The organism is Zhaonella formicivorans (genome assembly GCF_004353525.1).
Classification (GTDB): Bacteria; Bacillota; DUOV01; order DUOV01; family Zhaonellaceae; genus Zhaonella; species Zhaonella formicivorans.
In genome coordinates this window covers 1,668,193-1,685,508 of record NZ_CP085524.1, presented here as the reverse complement: position 1 = coordinate 1,685,508, position 17,316 = coordinate 1,668,193, and the positions used below count along the sequence as shown (strand labels likewise).

15 protein-coding genes are annotated in these 17,316 nt (G+C 42.8%); all 15 read left to right on the top strand.

Annotation, left to right across the window (positions count from 1 at the left end; all coding sequences use genetic code 11):
- The first annotated feature begins 8 nt into the window (after window positions 1-8).
- On the top strand, window positions 9-1,238 hold the full coding sequence (locus tag EYS13_RS08370) for a molybdopterin molybdotransferase MoeA (RefSeq protein WP_227761743.1): 1,230 nt from the start codon (window positions 9-11) through the stop codon (window positions 1,236-1,238).
- 1 nt (window position 1,239) lies between these two features.
- Window positions 1,240-1,737 (top strand): molybdopterin-guanine dinucleotide biosynthesis protein B, encoded by a 498-nt coding sequence (mobB, locus tag EYS13_RS08365; protein WP_227761742.1) that lies wholly within the window; start codon window positions 1,240-1,242, stop codon window positions 1,735-1,737.
- 170 nt (window positions 1,738-1,907) lie between these two features.
- Window positions 1,908-3,581 (top strand): ATP-binding protein, encoded by a 1,674-nt coding sequence (locus EYS13_RS08360; protein WP_227761741.1) that lies wholly within the window; start codon window positions 1,908-1,910, stop codon window positions 3,579-3,581.
- Entirely contained in the window at window positions 3,574-4,275 is a 702-nt protein-coding gene (locus EYS13_RS08355) for a response regulator transcription factor (protein ID WP_227761740.1), read from the top strand. Before EYS13_RS08360 ends, EYS13_RS08355 begins: the two co-directional genes overlap by 8 nt.
- 310 nt (window positions 4,276-4,585) lie before the next feature.
- A complete protein-coding gene (locus EYS13_RS08350; protein WP_227761738.1) occupies window positions 4,586-5,047 on the top strand; it encodes a NapC/NirT family cytochrome c in 462 nt (153 codons plus the stop codon).
- Window positions 5,048-5,069: 22 nt separating this feature from the next.
- Window positions 5,070-6,425, top strand: a complete 1,356-nt coding sequence (locus EYS13_RS08345; RefSeq protein WP_227761737.1) for an ammonia-forming cytochrome c nitrite reductase subunit c552 — start codon at window positions 5,070-5,072, stop codon at window positions 6,423-6,425.
- Window positions 6,426-6,558: 133 nt separating this feature from the next.
- Window positions 6,559-7,392 (top strand): amino acid ABC transporter substrate-binding protein, encoded by an 834-nt coding sequence (locus tag EYS13_RS08340; protein ID WP_227761736.1) that lies wholly within the window; start codon window positions 6,559-6,561, stop codon window positions 7,390-7,392.
- 22 nt (window positions 7,393-7,414) lie between these two features.
- Complete coding sequence (locus EYS13_RS08335; RefSeq protein ID WP_227761734.1) at window positions 7,415-8,089, top strand: amino acid ABC transporter permease; 675 nt, start codon at window positions 7,415-7,417, stop codon at window positions 8,087-8,089.
- 17 nt (window positions 8,090-8,106) lie between these two features.
- Window positions 8,107-8,862, top strand: a complete 756-nt coding sequence (gene ehuA / locus EYS13_RS08330; protein ID WP_227761733.1) for an ectoine/hydroxyectoine ABC transporter ATP-binding protein EhuA — start codon at window positions 8,107-8,109, stop codon at window positions 8,860-8,862.
- Window positions 8,863-9,294: 432 nt separating this feature from the next.
- Complete coding sequence (gene cas6, locus EYS13_RS08325; protein ID WP_227761731.1) at window positions 9,295-10,044, top strand: CRISPR-associated endoribonuclease Cas6; 750 nt, start codon at window positions 9,295-9,297, stop codon at window positions 10,042-10,044.
- Window positions 10,045-10,357: 313 nt separating this feature from the next.
- Window positions 10,358-12,457: a TM1802 family CRISPR-associated protein gene (locus EYS13_RS08320; protein ID WP_227761730.1), complete on the top strand. Its 2,100-nt coding sequence runs from the start codon at window positions 10,358-10,360 to the stop codon at window positions 12,455-12,457.
- 17 nt (window positions 12,458-12,474) lie between these two features.
- Entirely contained in the window at window positions 12,475-13,527 is a 1,053-nt protein-coding gene (locus EYS13_RS08315; protein ID WP_227761729.1) for a CRISPR-associated protein, read from the top strand.
- Between the two features lie 16 nt (window positions 13,528-13,543).
- Window positions 13,544-14,299 carry a CRISPR-associated protein Cas5 gene (cas5, locus tag EYS13_RS08310; RefSeq protein WP_227761728.1) on the top strand — a complete coding sequence of 252 codons (756 nt, stop codon included), beginning with the start codon at window positions 13,544-13,546 and terminating at the stop codon, window positions 14,297-14,299.
- A 130-nt stretch (window positions 14,300-14,429) separates the two neighbouring features.
- Complete coding sequence (gene cas3, locus EYS13_RS08305; RefSeq protein WP_227761727.1) at window positions 14,430-16,781, top strand: CRISPR-associated helicase Cas3'; 2,352 nt, start codon at window positions 14,430-14,432, stop codon at window positions 16,779-16,781.
- 24 nt (window positions 16,782-16,805) lie between these two features.
- Window positions 16,806-17,312 (top strand): CRISPR-associated protein Cas4, encoded by a 507-nt coding sequence (cas4, locus tag EYS13_RS08300; protein ID WP_227761725.1) that lies wholly within the window; start codon window positions 16,806-16,808, stop codon window positions 17,310-17,312.
- Window positions 17,313-17,316 lie beyond the last annotated feature (4 nt).

Here is a 17,316-nt window from a genome sequence, read left to right as displayed (position 1 = left end):
GTTTTTTTATGCAATGCAATGTATCGCTCGGTGAAGCTCAGGAAATCCTGCTTTCCCGCATTTCGCCTCTTGTGGCGGAGGAGGTTTGTCTGCTAGAGGCTATAGGGCGGGTCTTGGCCCAGGATGTATATGCCCGGGACAACATTCCTCCGTTTGCCCGTTCACCTCTTGACGGTTTTGCCCTTCGGGCCGAAGATACCTTCCAAGCTTCCCGGCTCAAACCTGCAAACCTGAAAGTTATTGCCGAGGTCCCTGCAGGTTTCGTTTTGCCCGCTCCCCTTGCACCGGGTACGGCAGTGAAGATTATGACCGGGGCCCCCATACCTGACGGCGCCAATGCGGTGGTGAAAAAAGAGGATACGGATGAAGGCGGGGAATATGTCCGGATCTACCAGCCCATTGCTCCGGACAGCAATATTGCCCGGGCCGGAGAGGATGTCCGGGCCGGGGAAAGGGTGTTGACAAGAGGCATGGTCCTGCACTCCGGAGCGGTAGGCATGCTGGCTGCCCTTGGGGTTTCCCGCGTGCCGGTCTCCAGGAAGCCTCGGGTGGCTGTACTTTGTACCGGCGAAGAATTGATGGATGTGGAAAAGAGTCTCCTCCCGGGGAAAATCTATAACAGCAACCTGTACAGCCTTAGCGCTTCCATAATTGCTGCCGGCGGCGAGCCGGTGCTCTTGGGAACAGTGCCCGACAGGCTGGAAAAAATTGCTGCAGGGTTAAGGAGTGGGCTTGAGGAGGCCGATCTGGTCATTTCTACAGGAGGTGCCTCAGTTGGTGACTACGACTTGATGTACGCTGCTTTTTGCAGTATGGAAGCGGAAGTGTTATTCAGGCGAATTGCCATTAAGCCCGGTACACCGGCGCTGGCCGCACAAAAAAACGGGAAGCTGCTTGTGGGTTTGTCCGGTAATCCAGCAGCCGCCTCCATTACTTTTGAGCTTTTGGTACGACCGCTGATCTTAAAGCTTCAGGGCAGGGAAAAATGGCAGCGTCCCCAAGTGACAGGCATTATGGTTGACGATTTCAGCAAGGGGGGAGGCCCCAGGCGGTTTTTAAGGGCAGCAGCGTCCTACGAGGAAGGTCTCTATAAGGTGCGGCTGGCCGGCAAGCAAACGCCAGGGGTATTGAAGTCTATTGTGTACTGCAATGCACTGGTGGATGTGCCTGCCGACAGTCCGCCTTTAAAGGCCGGCCAAGAGGTTCAAGTTATTTTGCTGACGGATGAGGTGAATTGATTTGATTCCCATTATCTCTGTAGTAGGAAAATCGGATGTGGGTAAAACCACTCTCTTGGAAAAACTGCTGCCTGAACTGAAACGGCGCGGTTACCGGGTGGCTACCATTAAACATGACGCCCATAATTTTGAGATTGACCACCCGGGTAAGGATACATGGCGCCATGCTCAGGCCGGGTCTGATGTAGTTGTAATTTCCTCGGCCAGCAAATTTGCCATTATTACCAAAACAGAAGGGGAGAAATCGCTGGATGAGCTGGCGGAAATGCTGCCGGGCGTTGACATTATCTTGACCGAGGGCTACAAAAGAGCCGACAAAGCAAAAATCGAGGTGTTTCGTTCCGGCAGCGGCAAGCAGGGCCTGCTCTGCACACCGGAAGAACTGCTGGCTATTGCCAGCGATGTGCCCTTTGACCTGGAGGTACCCTGTTATGATTTGAATGACGCAGTGGGAATTGTGGACCTGATTGAGGAGAAATATCTTAAAAAAGGCGCATAAGTCTATGCCACAATTATTAGGCAAGTTGAAGCGGCGGTCTGGGTAAGACCGCTTCTTTTTTCTGCCTCCCTTTTACAGGAAATGGACAAAAGCTGTCGAATATCTTATTTAGTAATCGGAGTGTTTGTCATTATCAGAATGTGAAAATATACACAAGTTGGTGGAAGCCTGTGTTTAAACAGAACCTGAACTACCGCTTCATGTTTGCTACTACTGTTGCTATTGTGCTGATCATGACGGTAAATTTTACCTGGGATTATTATGAACAAAAACGACAGTCTTATCAAGAATTGCGGGAAAAGGCACAGGTAATTACAAAACAGCTCTTGGCCACCAGGGAATTTATTGCGCAAAAGCAAGACCGGATCAACTTTGATTCCCAAGGGCACTTTGAATTTAAAGGCTTGAATCCGGCGGCTGTGGGACGAGGTTTGGGGGATATTTTTGCCTCGTGGACCGAATATGGCATTAAACAAACCAGATTAGAGGTGCGAAACCCCAAAAATGCCCCGGATGAATACGAAAAACAGGCCTTATATAAATTTCAGGCGGACCCTGCGCTGCAAGAGGTATGGGGTGAGGATACCCTGAACGGCAGAAAGGTATTCCGCTATATCGTCCCGCTCAGAGTTAACGAATCATGCCTGCCCTGCCACGGGGAACCGGCAGGTAGTACCGATATCGCCGGCTATCCCAAAGAAGGTTATAAATACGGAGGGCTGGCGGGGGCCATCAGCATTACCGTGCCGATGGACATTTTTATTTCCAACCTCCGCTCCGATATGCTCAGGCATTTTGGCTTTATTTTTGTGTTATTGGGAGTTACCCTGGCTGCCATTTATGTTTTACTGAACCGTTTGGTGGCCAGCCCTTTAAGTCAGCTTAAAAAGGCTGCGGCAGAAATGGGCTCCGGCAACCTTAATGTGGACCTTACAAACGTTAAAGCAGTAGGCGAAATAAAAGAACTGGCCATGCAGTTTCAGGATATGGCCCTCCAGTTGAGCAATCTCTACGGCAACATGGAGCAACAGGTGGAAACAAGAACAAGAGAGCTGCAGCTGGCAAACGAAGTTTTAAAAGCAAAACAGCAGGAATTGGAGAAAGCCAACCTGCAACTGGCCCAGGCCAATGAGCATAAGTCCCGCTTTTTGGCCACAATGAGTCATGAACTGCGTACCCCCCTGACCTCAATCATCGCTTTTACCGAGCTTTTATTGGAAAATATGGATCCGGAAGACGGACTATCCCGCCAAAACCTGCAGGAGATCAAGGTCAACGGTGAAAACTTGCTGAACCTCATCAACAACCTGCTGGACCTGGCCAAAATCGAGGCGGGGCGTTATCAACTCAACCTGGAAACTGTAGATATGGTGGACGTGATCGGCTCTGTGGAAAGGGTCATTGCCCCGCTGGCCATGAAAAAGGGTATAGATTTTAAAACGAGATTTATGGAAGAAATTCCTTTATTGAAAGCCGATCCGGAAAAAATACACCGGGTAGTGGAAAACCTGGCCGGCAACGCGGTCAAGTTTACGCCCCAGGGCGGCAAGGTAGAAATTAAAGTTGATTTCGACCGGGAAACCCAAACCGTTTTGGTTGAAGTAAACGATACAGGCATAGGCATTAAGGAAGAAGATCAAGAGCGCATTTTTGAACGTTTTGTTCAGGTGGACAATTCAAATTCCCGGCGCTACCGGGGAACGGGGTTGGGTCTCGCCCTGGCTAAAGAATTGGTGGAAATGCATGGGGGCTGGATCAGAGTCAGCAGCCGACCGGAAGAGGGAAGCGCTTTTACGGTAGGCCTCCCTGTGGCTGCCAGCCTTGAGGAGGGTAAAGATGGTTGAACCAATACGGATTTTACTGGTGGATGATGAGGAAAGCATCCGGAGGGTGGTGGAGCAGGCCCTAAGCAAAGAAGGGTTTCAAGTATTATGCGCCGCTGACGGAGAAGAAGGCTGGGCAATATTTCAAAAGGAGCAGCCGGAACTGGTGATTTTAGATGTGATGCTGCCCGAAAAAGATGGCTTTGAATTATGCCGCTTAATTCGCGACGATTTTAGTACCCCCATCATCTTCTTATCGGCCAAAAGCGATATCGTAGATAAGAGTGTGGGTTTTAACCTGGGCGCCGACGACTACCTTACCAAACCTTTTAGTCCGGTAGAGTTGACTTTACGGGTTAAGGCCCTGATCCGGCGCAGCAGAAAGCCGGAAAAACCTGGGTCCTCCAGGGAATGTTCCTTCCGCAGCAAAGATTTAATTATCGACTGTAAAACCAGGGAAGTTATTGTGCGGGGGGTTAAAGTTGACCTGACTGCCAAAGAATTCGATCTGCTTTGTTTTCTTGCCAATCACCCCGGCCAGGTATTCACCAGGGAACAGTTGTTTAAAAACCTGTGGGATGAAGATTATGTGGCAGATCCCGGGACTATTACCGTTTTTATCCGTAAAATCAGGGCCAAGATTGAGGAAGATCCGGCCAAACCCCGCTATCTTCGTACAGTATGGGGTGTAGGCTATAAGTTTATGCAGGATTAGAGACAGGGCGCTGTTAATAAATTGTTAAGAAAATAAATAGATCCGTTAAGAATTTAATAAAAGGTGATTAAGAAATGCTTGCTACTATAGTAACAAGCATTTTTTTTATGGAAAACGGGCTTGCATGAATCTTTACCAAATTTAAATGCCTATTTGCCGGGTATGGCGACTATTGAATTAACTGAGACGGCCAGGCAACAAATTAAAGGCTTTTAGCCACTGACACAAGTACTCGTGTGCACTAATTCAATTACTTCTGATATTAGGTTAGGCAAGGGTTTAACAAGAACAAGTTGAAAGGGGGGAAGCCATGAAGACCGGCACTGTAGAAAAAATGGAGCCCCGGTTTAAAAGGCCGCTTTTGCTCGCGGTTTTGGCCGGCCTGTTTTTGGTGGCGTTGATTGGTGTCGACAGTGTGCACAGCATTACCAAAGATGCAAGTTTTTGCGTTTCATGTCACGTAATGCAGCCCGCCTATGGCACCTGGAGCCATTCTTCCCACCGGGAAATAGTGGATTGCAACGGCTGCCATACGGACCAGCGCAATTACTTGACAAAGACTTATTCCAAAGTAACTTCCGGTGTCAAACACTTAGTCAACAACACTTTCGGGGATATTCCGCCCCGGATCCGCATCGCCACTGCAGATGAAGCAATAGTCCAACAAAACTGCATTCGGTGCCATGGGGAGGTAACCAGGAACGTGCGGATGGACCCCACACGCAGCTGTTCCGATTGTCACCGCTATACACCGCACAGCAACTTCAGATAGTAGAAAGGAAGTGTTATATTAAATGAAAAAATATAAGTTACTGCTGGGTTTGGCTGCCCTGCTGCTGGTGCTGGTGGCAGCGGGCTGCGGCGCTAACAATGAACAGGCTGTCTCTTTCCGCGCCGATATCCCCGAGGGGACACTGTCGGCGGAGGAATTCGGTAAATACTATCCAAAACAGTTCGACAGCTATAAAAAGAACAGCGAGATGTCCAACCAAGGGACGAAGTACGGAGGTTCCGAGGAATACGACAAACTGACCCAGTGGCCTTTTTTGAAGGAACTGTTTGCCGGTTACGGTTTTTCCAAAGAATACAATGAGGACAGGGGCCACGTCTATACTCTGACCGATGTCAAAAAGATTAAGCGGATCAACGAAAAGAGCATTGCTTCCTGTTGGACTTGTAAAAGCGCCAACGTCCCCGGACTGGTTAAGGAGATGGGAGACAGCTATTACGCAACCAATTTCCATGAGTTAACGTCCAAGATGCAAGAACCTATTACCTGTGCCAACTGCCATGATCCTAAGACCATGAACCTGGTTATCACCCAGCCGCCCTTGCGGAATACCCTTACCAGGCTCGGCAAGGACCCGGATAAGCTCAGCCACCAGGAAATGCGCACATATGTCTGCGCCCAGTGCCATGTGGAATATTACTTTGCCGGGGACAAAAAAGTGGTGACTTTCCCCTGGGATAAAGGTTTTACGCCGGATGATATTCTCGCCTATTACGAAGAACAGAACTTTGTAGACTGGGAGCACCCGAAAGCGGGGACGGGAGAGATTAAAGTACAGCACCCCGAGTTTGAGACATTCCAGGGCAGCGTGCACCAGGCCGCAGGGCTCGCCTGTGCTGACTGCCATATGCCTTATAAAATGGAAGGCGGTGAGAAGATCTCTTCCCACTGGTGGACCAGCCCCTTGAAGCATATTGAGGAAAGCTGCATGACTTGTCACCGGGAAGATCCGGAGTGGCTTAAGCAGCGCGTTTTCTATACTCAGGATAAGACAGCCAATATGATGGCTAAAGTAGGCAACATTAACGTGGAAGCAATTCATGCCATCGAGGCAGCCGCCAAGGCTGGCGCGAACCCTGCTGCGCTGGAAGAGGCCAGGAAATTGCAGCGCAAAGCACAGTTTTACATTGACTGGGTCGGCGCTGAAAACTCCATGGGCTTCCATAATCCCCAATTGACCATGGAGAGTTTAAATAAATCCCTGGACCTGGCTACCCAGGCTAAGCTTAAGGCCATCGAAGCTCAGACCGGCGTAGCAGCTCCCAGCTGGCAGACCCCGGCGCCCATGACCGCGGAAAATGCTGTTAAGGCTAAACAAGAAGCTGCCGGCACAGAAACCGGAGCCGAGAAAAAAGAATAAAAGCAGTGGCCCCGCCGTACGTGGCGGGGCTTATCTCTTTTTTCTTCCAATTTTAGGTATTGACTTTTAACGCTTTAATTAGTTAAACTGTTAGAGTAATGTATAACCAGATCTGTTGGGGGAGGAAAAGAAAATGTTGAACAAGAAATACTTATGGCTTACAGTGCTGGTATTGGGATTAGCGCTGTTAGCAGCAGGCTGCGGCGGCGAAAAGCCGGCGGACAAGCCCGAAGCAAACCAGCAGGCGGAAAAAACAACCTGGGAGCAAATCCAGGAGAAAGGCGAAATAGTTGCCGGTTTGGATGATACCTTTGCGCCCATGGGGTATCGTGAAGAAGGGACCAATAAGTTAGTTGGTTTTGATATTGATATGGGCGAAGAACTGGCTAAACGCCTGGGCGTAAAAATCAAGTGGCAGCCTACCGAGTGGGAAGGCGTTTTGGGCTCCCTGAACTCCAAGAAGTTTGACGTTATCATTTCCGGGATGAGCGTGACTGAAGAGCGTAAAAAGGAAATTGATTTCTCTAAAGTCTACGTCAATGCCGGGATAGGAATGGTAGTTAAGAAAGACAACACTACCATCAAAACCGCTGAAGACCTGAAAGGCAAAAAGGTAGCCACCCAGACCGGCAGTTCCGGTTACGAAGCTACCCAAAAACTGGGTCTGAAAGACGTGGTGCTGTACGACCAGTATCCCCAGGCATTTCAAGACCTGGCCATCGGCCGTGTGGACGTTATAGTTGTGGATTTAACTACAGCTGCCCATTTTGTAAGTAAAAAGCCCGATGTTTATAAAGTGCTTCCGGGGCGTCTGGTTGATGATACTTACGCCATCGGAATCCGCAAGGAAGATACGGATTTAAAAGAAGCTATTGACAAAGCTTTGACTGAAATGCAGAAAGACGGCACTTTAAGCAGCATTTCCATGAAATGGTTTGGCGCGGATATCACGCCACCGGCTGAATAAGATTGATTTATGGGGTGAAACAATGCGGTTTGGTCCGATTGACATTGCTTTTGAATTGCAAATCTTGCCCCTTTTGCTCAAAGGGGTGGTTATGACTGTGGAACTGACTGTCTTGGCAATTTTTTTCGGGACTATTATCGGATTGTTTGTAGCCCTGGCCAAAATATCACGTTTTAAAATTTTAGTGATATTAGGGGGGATTTACACCTGGGTTATCCGGGGAGTCCCCCTTCTTGTGCAATTATATGTCCTTTACTACGGGTTAGCCCAGGCAGGCATATTGCAGTTGGATGCTTTTACCGCCGCGGTGGCGGGCTTGAGCATCTGCGGCGGGGCTTACATTGCGGAAATTATCAGGGCAGGCATCCAATCTATAGATAAAGGGCAAATGGAAGCCGCCCTTTCCCTGGGCATGTCTTATACCCAGGCCATGCGGAGAGTGATATTGCCGCAGGCTTACCGCAGACTGTTGCCTCCCATGGGTAACGAATTCATTGCCTTAATGAAAGATACTTCTTTAGTGTCTGTTATTACCATGGTTGAATTGATGCGGACCGGCTCGCTCTTGGATACCACCTACTTCCGCTCCATGGAAATTTATCTTACAGTGGCACTGTTGTATCTGCTCTTGACAACATTTTTCATCTACATCATCGGTCTGTTGGAAAAACGGCTGGCAGTGGCTGACGGGCAGTAGGAAAAGGTGGCAGCAAGATGATAGTGGCAGAGAACATCTACAAAAGTTTTGGCAAATTACAGGTATTAAAGGGCGTCAGTCTCACCGTAAAGCAAGGTGAGGTAGTGGTGATCATCGGTCCCAGCGGTTCAGGAAAGAGCACCTTTTTGCGCTGTTTAAACTACCTGGAAACCATTGACTCGGGATATATTACCATTGACGGCCAGCCGGTGGGTAAAAGAAAGCTCCCCGATGGACGCCTGGTGGATGACAGCAGAAAAAATATCTACCGTTTGCGCAGCCAGGTGGGCATGGTGTTTCAGCGTTTCAACCTCTTTCCCCACCAAACGGCACTGCAAAATGTGATGGAAGGGCCTTTGACTGTTTTCAAGGTGCCGGCGGCGGAAGCCAGGGAAAGGGCCAAGCGGCTTTTGGCCAAAGTGGGGCTGGAAGATAAAGCTCATGCCTATCCTACTCAATTGTCAGGCGGGCAGCAGCAGCGGGTGGCAATTGCCCGAGCACTGGCCATGCAGCCCAAGGTGATGTTGTTTGATGAACCCACCAGCGCCCTGGACCCCGAACTGGTGGGCGAAGTGCTGGCGGTAATCAAGGATTTGGCCGGGGAAGGCATGACCATGGTGGTAGTTACCCATGAAATGGGTTTCGCCCGGGAGGTTGCCGACCGGGTGATTTTCATGGACGACGGGCAGATCCTGGAAGAAGGGACCCCGCAAAAAATTTTTACCAATCCCGAACACCCCAGGACCAGGGAGTTTTTAAGCAAGATACTGTAAAAACCATAACCTGCTCAATTCTTTAGGAGCAGATTTCAGACCGTCGACAAACTCTTATTAGCCCGCATGTATTATGGAGCGGGACTTGTTTCGCCCAGCCGTCGGCAGCTATGCTGCCGGTAACGGCGTGCGAGCGTGTCCAGAGCGAAATAATACATGCGGGCTTTGTCTGCAAACCATAACCTGCTCAAACTTAGGAGCGGGTTTTTTGTTTGTTGATATTTCTTATTAGTTAATAGAAGGCAAGTATTTTTTCAAAATAGGCAGGATATTAGTAAAATATGTCAAAGAATATTATGGGCTCTATGCCAAATAAAGTTAAAGTTGCAAAATATAGTATTATCCAGCCGTGATTTTAAACGGAAGGGCTAAATTGCAGGAACAGGCATCCCTAAGATATGACTGCTTCCAAAATATCAGGAGGTTAGCAACTTGCAGATTACCCTAGTAATTAATGCACAGCAGAAGTTAGTATTGCCGGTACAGTATAACCATATTTTGCAAGGTTTTATCTACAACGCTATTTCGCCTGAACTGGCAGCTTTTCTCCATGAAAAAGGCTATGAATATGGAAATCGTAGATTTAAGCTGTTTGCTTTTTCCAGGTTGATTGGCAACTATCAACTGGAACCGGAAAAAGACCGAATTATTTTCAGTGATTTAGTGAAGTTAGTAATTTCTTCCCCTGTGGATGAATTTTGCCAATCCCTGGCCAATGGGATCTTATTTGGGAAGTACCTCCGGCTGGGTGATAACCGGGTGGAAATAGAGAGGATTGAGGTAGAAAGGCAGCAGGTGGAGTCTCAAAAGATAACGGTAAAAACCCTGTCTCCCGTTGTGGTGTACAGTACGATGTTCAGACCCGACGGCAGAAAGTATACTTGTTACTTTCAACCCGGTGAACCTGACTATGCGAAACTGGTAGAACACAACCTGCGCAAAAAATACCTGGCTTTTGCCGGTCAGGAAGCCCCGCCGGGGGAGGTGTGTGTCCGGAGTATGGGGCAAACAAAGCTGCATGTCTTAAGATACAAGGATACCGTAATCAAGGGTTACTCCGGGAAATTGGAACTGACCGGGCCCAAAGAGCTGCTGCAAATGGCGGTGGATGCAGGCATTGGGAGTAAAAACAGCCAGGGATTTGGGTGTGTGGTAATTACAAAAAACACGAAGTCCTCATAGGTAGACTAAATAGATAAAGTATAGACATAAATTTCAATCCCACGTAGGTAGTACTATTGTAACAACTATTTTATCAAAAATAGATCATATGTCCAGGAGATTGTTTTAAAACATTTTCAAAATGTTCTTGGTTGCCAAATTTGATGAGAATGTCTGTAATTGTAATTGTACATCCTATGTTTCTCGATAGTTATTTTTTTAAAACTGTTTGGAATAAAAATTAAGAAAAAATACCCAAGTAAAATATTGACAAATTTGTTATATTATTTTACACTTTAAATAAATTATAGTCATAATAAAGGCGGGATTTTAAATGAACTTGCCAGAGATAACTGCTTTGATAGGCAGTACGGTACAAGCAGGCGACACTAGTTTATCATCTTTAATAAGAAAACCAAAACGGCAATTCAAAGAAAACGATAATCCCTATATAGTTTTTCTAGTATTTGATTTGTTTCTAAATAACATTACCTTTGAAGACCTAATTCCCTATAACTCTGAAATGCCTGTCGAATATAATTACTTCGGAAACAATCCTGCAGCTGCTTTACAATATTATTTAACAAGGGAAGTAGAATCTTTACATTATCTTCTTGGGAGTGTCTGGAATGATTTGCATTTAAACTTGCAAAAATTAGGAATGGGAGACAGCCAGTTAGCAGTTGTTTTGAGAAAAATGGCAGAAGCTGGTTTAGTCACGCTTGGTGCACAAAAAGGAGCAGGAAGTGTAGCGCTTGATAAATTTGTACAATTTGCTAACCAGGATATAAAAACTATTGTTTTAGATAGTAAAAAAGGGTTAAAAGTTAATGGTGGGACAATCGGGTTTGAAGATTTCATCAGGCGCACCTTTCAAAGCGAAAACAAATCAAATAAATTTGTGCTGGTAATCCCTGCAGTAAAGCTGGAGGATGGTAGCCGGATAATTTTACCTCAACATGAAGATTATCTTGCTCTTGTTAGAAAAGCTAACAAATTGGAAGCAGAGGAGCAGGACTTAACAAAGAGTAAGCATACCAATAATTTGAAAAACTCAGGTATATGTTACATTTGCCATCAGGTAAAACCAGACGTATCCAGTGAATATACTGTAATTTTTAGTCGTACGGGAATTAATAAAATATTTACGACTACTACGATTAATTCAGCACGAAATATTAATAAGAATGGCTATAACGATAATTATGCAATGTGCAACAATTGTTATCAAAAGTTATTAGCCGGTGAAAAAATAATTAATGAAAAATTTATCGGCAAGATTGCCGGAGAAAGTGCTTTTATCTTGGCTGAGGGCATATTAAAACCTTTTGACTATATGAATCTTGAAAAATTTAAGAATTCAATAGACTTTGCTTTTCAAAGCAAAGATGCAGAAGAATGGCTGAAAAGCGTAGAACTGGAATCTTATTTTACTTATTTTATTAGCGACCAGTATAGTCTCAACTTTTTGGTCTACCGGACCGATGGAAACTCGGTCACAATATTGCAAGTTATTGAGGATGTTCCGACTTTATATTTTACTAAAGTGGTCAGGACAATTGGCGAACAACATCAAATTTTAAAAGAACATTTGAGGTATATGTCTTTAGGTACTGTTTATAACCTGATTCCTGTTAAAACTAATAAGAAAAAAGAACAGATTGACGTAGGCAGAGTTTTGTCTCTATACAAAGCCATGTTAAATAAGCAAAAAATTTTAGCAAATGTCCTTTTTTTCTATGCAACGGAGGCTTTGGAAAAGGGCTTGAAGCAGCTGGAAAAAACAGAAATCGATAATTATTTGAATTTAAGATTATATAACTTTTTTCCTAACAAACAAGATTTTTTTATTAAAAATATCATTATGGGATATTTGGTGTTAATGAGGACATGCCAAAAATTAAATTTGCTTGATAAAAAAGTATTTATAATATCTAAAGGAGGGGATGAGGTGTTAAGGGCAGAAAAAACAGCTGGTTCACCTATACTTGAATCAATAAATGATATGGAGAAATTCTTGACTCAACAAGGATTTCAAAAAGAAGCAAGAGCTCTTTTTTACTTAGGCTGTCTTTTGCACAGGGTTGCAGTAGCTCAATATCAGAAAGAACATAAAACCAAACCTATTCTAAAGAAAATAAATTTCCAGGGTATGAATATAAACGAGATATTACGACTATATGAAGATATCATCGAGAAACTGCGCCAGTATAATAAATTCACTCTTTTTAGCGAAAATTTAATGCAGAAATTTCATTGTAACTTTGGAAATCTGGAACAAGCATGGCCTTATAATGATCACGCTAATGTATTTTATTTAATGTCCGGCTATGCCTACATGGTAGGTAACAGGGCTCCTGATTTAACTGACGAAGAAAAAGAGGTTTTGGAACAAGAACTTAATGCTGATGATAACGTGGAAAATACAAAATAGTAAGGAGAGAGTTTATTATGATAATCCAACAAAATAGTGATTTTTTGTTCGGTTTTGAAGCAATACTGACTAATCCGAATGGCGATCCCGATCAAGAAAACAAGCCAAGAATGGATTATGAAACTTCCACTGTTTTAGTAAGTGATGCCAGGCGTAAGAGAGACGTTAGAGAAATACTTAAACATAAGGGGTACCCCATTTTTGTTGATACGTTAGGAGAAAGAAAAGTGCCCATGGACGAGATGTTTAACTATATTATTGAAAAATCTTTAAGAGATACTACAAAGATTAATAAAATTTTATCGGAAAATAAAATTTTACAAGAGAACTGGATTTTAGGGAATAACGAAAATAAATATTACGAAAAGTATTTAGAGCTCAAAGAGAAAAAAGATAAAAATATTAAATCGCAACTAACAGTTCTTAATAATTTATTGTTAACGGAATTGATAAAAAGGGAATTGATCGATATACGCCTTTTTGGTAGTGCTATGGCTGTAGAAGGAGTTTCCAAAACATTTACGGGGCCGGTCCAAATAAGTTGGGGTTATTCCTTGCATCCTGCAGAACTCGTTAAATCGAACACTATTACTTCCATCATGAATGATGACAACTCTACTTTTGGGAAGAAATATAAAATTTATTATGGTTTAATAGCCCATTGCGGTACCATAAACAAATATAGCGCAGAATTGACAGGTATGACCTTCGTAGATAGGGAAATTTTTAGAAAAGCACTGGTTCAGGGAATGATGAGTAACCAGACTGACAGCAAACAAGGGCAAACGCCGCTTTTTTACCTGGAAATACTTTATAAACCGGAGTTTGACGGTTACCTAGGTGATTTAAGAAGGTTTTTGCAGGTTTCTTATGATGCCAATAAAGCTATAAGAAAGCTGGAAGACTTGAAAGTAGATTTTAGCAATATGACAGCCACTATTAATAAGATGAAGCGTGATGGTTATATAGAACGTGTGGTTGGCTGGGTTCATCCTTTTGCTTCCAAAGATAATCTAATGAACATGCCCTCTTATGAGCTCGTAGATTTATGGGCAGATTTTACTAATTAAAAACAGGTGCATTAAAATGGAAATTTTAGCTTTCCACCTTAAAGGGAAGATGGCTCATTTCAGACGGTATTATTCTAATTCCTCAGCCCTAAGTTACACTATACCGCCAAGAACTACTATTATCGGCATTTTAGCCGGTCTACTCGGTTATAAGAGAGACAGTTACTATGACCTTTTTTCTTTGCAGAAATGTTATATTGCTGTAGCTTTATGCTCACCTATTAAGAAAACAGTTCAAAAACTAAATTTGTTAATGGTTAAGTCGCCAAATGATTTAAACGGCTCTAAAGAACATCACAGTCAAACAGCAACAGAACTAATAATACCCCAGGATATTGTTAACGGTTACTTGGATTATAAAGTATGGTTTTGTCATCGTGAACCAGACATTTTTGAAGAATTAAAACAGTTGCTGACTGGTACAAGCTATGGATATTTGAGTAAAGGAATTTCCTTAGGCTTAGGTATTGCTCAAAATTTGGGCTGGTTGGAATTTGAAAACAGCTTTGAAGGTACAGAAATAACCACAGAAGGTATATATCCAATTTATTCTATCATACCTGCAGCTAAAATTAAGGAACTCGTTCTGGATAATTCTACCGAATTATCCTTAATAAAAGAAGAATTGCCTCTGGAGTTTGACTTAAATCGAAAGCTAACTCCACAAGGGAAAGGACATATGATTATAAACCTGAATATGAATCCGATAAATGCAAGGATTACAAACTGTATTCAATTAAACAACGGAGAATGTATAGTTTGGATGGAATAAGATTTCGGGCATTGGGTAGTGTCAGGAATGTAGTGCTCAATGCCTTTTCTTTAAAAATGGGGGGATTAATACGAAATATTATGCCCACTACGATATAAAACAAAATATTAAACAATTACTTCGTGACCATTTGACGTCGGTAAGTCAGGAAAGTATGCTAAGCGTTTCTCCGGCCATTGGTTTTTCAAAAGTAACTACAAAAGAAATTAATATGCTTACAGAATTGATTGGTTTTTATCATGATGTCGGGAAATATATGGATTTCTTTCAAGAATATTTGTTACAAAAGAACAACTCTGTTCTGAAAAATCATGCTCATATTTCTGCCTGCTTTTTATTTAACTTGCTGAAACAAAAAATTTCAGGAAATACTGAAGAAATTGACACCATGTGTTTAAATTTTTTGGCTTACCTCGTAGTCAGGTTGCATCATGGGAATCTTAGTTTATACGGTTTATTTAAGGAAGGCTCGGAAAATTGGGGCCAACTTAAACGGCAGGCTGAAAATATGATCAATAATGCCGATAAAATATTAGTAGATTTTCCAGAAAAGATGCGTATGACTTCAAACGACTTTATTGCTTGCCTTGATATTGAAGCTTTACAGAAAGATCGGTTATTTAGCTTAATGCCTCAGTTTTTAAAAACCAGGGCTAAAAGCGAAGAATGGTTTTTTATTTTAGTCTATCTTTTTTCTGTTCTAATAGATGCAGATAAGTTGAATTCTGCAGGAATTAAAAAAAAGAAAAGCAATATTGTAAGCCATGAAAAGGTTGTGGAATACATAAAAAAGAAACAAAACAATAATTTTGTAATTAATAATAAAAGAGAGCAAGCCCGAAAAACCATAATTGATACTATTGTAAGTATGAGTGATAAGGAAATCATCAATACCAAAATATTTACACTAACGGCTCCAACAGGTATAGGAAAAACTTTGGCAGCTTTGGAGAGCGCGCTTTTGCTGCGGGAACGGTTAGCTGTTTTAGCAAATTACAAACCAAGGATTATCGCGGCTATTCCTTTTATTAATATCATTGAACAGACAAAAGATGATTACATCAATATTTTAGGGAACGAGTTAAAAGTTTTGATTAATCACCAACTTGCGGATATTGCTGGACAGTGTACCCGAGAATTCGAAGATGAAGGTTCTTTGGAAAAAATTCTTTTAGAATTGGAATCGTGGGAAGCTGACGTAATTTTAACAACTTTTGTACAGCTTTTTCATTCTATTTTCAGTGCCAGCAACAGGGCATTAAAAAAGCTTAACAAAATTGCTGGAAGTATAATCATTTTGGATGAAATACAGTCCTTGCCTGAAAAATACTTACCCTTAATCGGGGCTACTATCCAAAAGCTGGCAGAATACTATGGGACTAAATTTATTTTAATGACTGCTACCCAACCTAAAATAATTGAGTTTGGGGATCTATTGTTGCAAGGGCAAAAGCGCGAATCAAAAGTGGTTGAATTATTAAGTGACAACGAAAGATATTTTCGTGACCTGAGAAGAACAAAATTCATTCCTATACTGGACAAAAAAATGACTACGGATGAATTTATAGCTCTACTTAAAGAAAAATGGGATCGTAAGAGTTCAGTTTTAGTTGTCGTTAACACGATTAAAAGAAGTATTGAGATTTATAACAAAATTGCGGAAGAAGTCTGCTTTCAATGTCCTGTTTTATATTTGTCAACGAATATTATTCCCTTAAAAAGAAGAGAGGTTATTTCAGAAGCTAAAAATTTGTTGGCTATGAAAGTTCCGTTTCTCATGGTATCGACACAAACCATTGAAGCGGGAGTGGATTTGGACTTCGATATGGCTTTTAGGGATTTGGCTCCCCTGGAATCTGTGGTTCAGACTGCGGGAAGGGTAAACCGTGAAGGCAAAAAAGGTGACTACTTGCCGGTTTATATAGTAGAGATTGCGTCCGATAACAGTTATGTATACGGCTTGCACAATTTAACAAAAACCAGAGAGTATTTTAAGGGGAAAAATGAAATTCCGGAAACTGCTTACCGCGAGCTAATCAATACTTATTATCTTCAGGCTTTGGAAAACGGTGTTGCTGAAGAGTCTAGAACCATTTGGGAAGAAGGGATACTCAAACTGGATTTCAGTCGTATAATGGAATTTAAACTTATTGAAAACACGGGAGAAATTGCTGACGTTTTTGTTGAATGGGATAATTGCGCTACTGGGCTGGCAGATGCTTATGAAAAGTTAGTGAAATCTTTCTATGAAAATGATGAAAATATTTTTGTAAAAAAAGCCCAGTTAAAAAGCATTCTGGCTAAAATGAGCATGTATATGATACAGGTAAGGATTTCTAGGATAAAAAAGAATTTACCGGTACCTTTTTCAGCAAGAAATGGAGTGAATGCTACATTCTACTGGATACCCCCCGGACAAATTAAAGATTATTACGATGAGTACACAGGATTTAGAGATGAAGCCGGTTTGGCTTTTTTGTAGTTAAGTGAGGAGTTTTAAAGGAAAATGAATGATAAGGACCTTCATGTTACCGGCACCCTTATCTGGTATTACTATATTTGCCACCGCGAGGTATGGTTGATGGCCCGGCATATCGTTCCTGAGCAGGATAACCCTAACGTGGATGTGGGACGGTTTATTCATGAACAAGCATACCAAAGGGAAAAGAAAGAAATAAGCTTGGGTAATATTAAACTCGATATTATAAAAAGAGGGCAAGACGGGTTAGTAATTGCTGAAGTAAAGAAAACTTCCAGGTTTGAAAAAAGCTCCAGGATGCAATTGGCTTATTATTTAATGGAAGTAGAAAAGCTAGGTCTAAATGCAAAGGGTGAATTGCGTTTCCCCGAAGAGAGAAGAGTGGAGACAGTGGAATTGACCGATGCTTTAAGAAGAGAATTGGAAGCGGCAGTTAAAGATATATTGCGCATAGCATATCTGGAGCAGCCTCCTGAGCCGGTTAAAATAAAGTTCTGCAAAAACTGTGCTTATGCTGAATTTTGCTGGTCGTAGGGGA